Origin of the sequence: Nocardia spongicola (assembly GCF_047200775.1) — a bacterium.
Classification (GTDB): Bacteria; Actinomycetota; Actinomycetes; order Mycobacteriales; family Mycobacteriaceae; genus Nocardia.
In genome coordinates this window covers 1-1,026 of sequence record NZ_JBJZOO010000049.1, presented here as the reverse complement: position 1 = coordinate 1,026, position 1,026 = coordinate 1, and the positions used below count along the sequence as shown (strand labels likewise).

Annotated in this window: 1 protein-coding gene; it reads right to left on the bottom strand. The window is 65.6% G+C overall.

Annotated elements, in window-relative coordinates; all coding sequences use genetic code 11:
* On the bottom strand, nt 1–980 hold a 980-nt coding region (locus tag ACL02S_RS24135; protein WP_412804788.1), incomplete at its 3' end, for an LVIVD repeat-containing protein.
* Nucleotides 981–1,026: the final 46 nt, after the last annotated feature.

Below are 1,026 nucleotides of genomic sequence, written 5' to 3'. Positions count from 1 at the left end.
ACCTTGGGTGCGGTCTCATCGGCGATATCGACGAGTTTGACGCCGCCGGAACCACCTTCGTCGACGGTGTAGAGATAGGGTCTGCCCGCATAGGTGACCGGGATGCTGTGCTGGGTCGCCCAGCCGTCGGTCCAGAACACCCGGCCGATATGGTGCACCTGCGGATTCGGATCGCGGCGCTGTACCGCGCTGATATCGAGGACGGTGAATCCGCCGAGTGCGGAGATGTACATCCGGTTGCCGTCCGGGCTGATGCCGAATCCGTGTGCCTCGATGCCGGTCAGTCCCTGCCAGATCACACGCGGGTTGGCCGGATCGGTCAGGTCGATCGCGCTGACGAAACCGGGGGCGATCCCGGAGGCCCAGTAGGTGTTGCCGTCCGGGGAGAAACCTCCCTCGTGGGTGGTGATCGGCAGCGGCATCAGCAGATTCGTGCCTGGGCCATGATTGAGCAGCCGTGGGTACGCGCAATCGGAGATGTCGTACACCGACAGGTACCCCACGCCTGCACCCACCGGAACGCCGGTGCCGACCAGCAGTTTGCGTCGGGCATTGACTTTGAGGCTTTCCCAGGTGCCCGCGAGCATGGCGGGTTCGGTCAGGGAAACCGTCGGGCGCGGGTTGGCCGGATCGGATACGTCGACCACCTGGACACCGCGCCCCTCACTGATCAGGTTGCCGGGAAAGAACGAGCCGAGGTAGGCGCAGTGCTCGAAACTGGTGGAGGTGATGCCCGCGCCACGGCCGGCGTATCCACCGACGAAGGACATATTGCACCGGTAGCCCTGCCTGCTGCGCCCGCTGTCGCGGTCGGCCGCGGTGACATCACCCTGCAGACCGTTCTCCGGCGCGGAACCGGGGCCACAGTTAGCCCGGGGGACCGGGGTCCGCCCGACATCGAGGAACTCCTGGATGGCGTTTCGGGGGCCGGACCACGAGTCGGCCGTGGCGCTCGCGGGTAGTAGCACGACCGTGACCATGCCGATAAGGAACAGAGCTAATGATTTGGCACAGCGAAATCCGGCC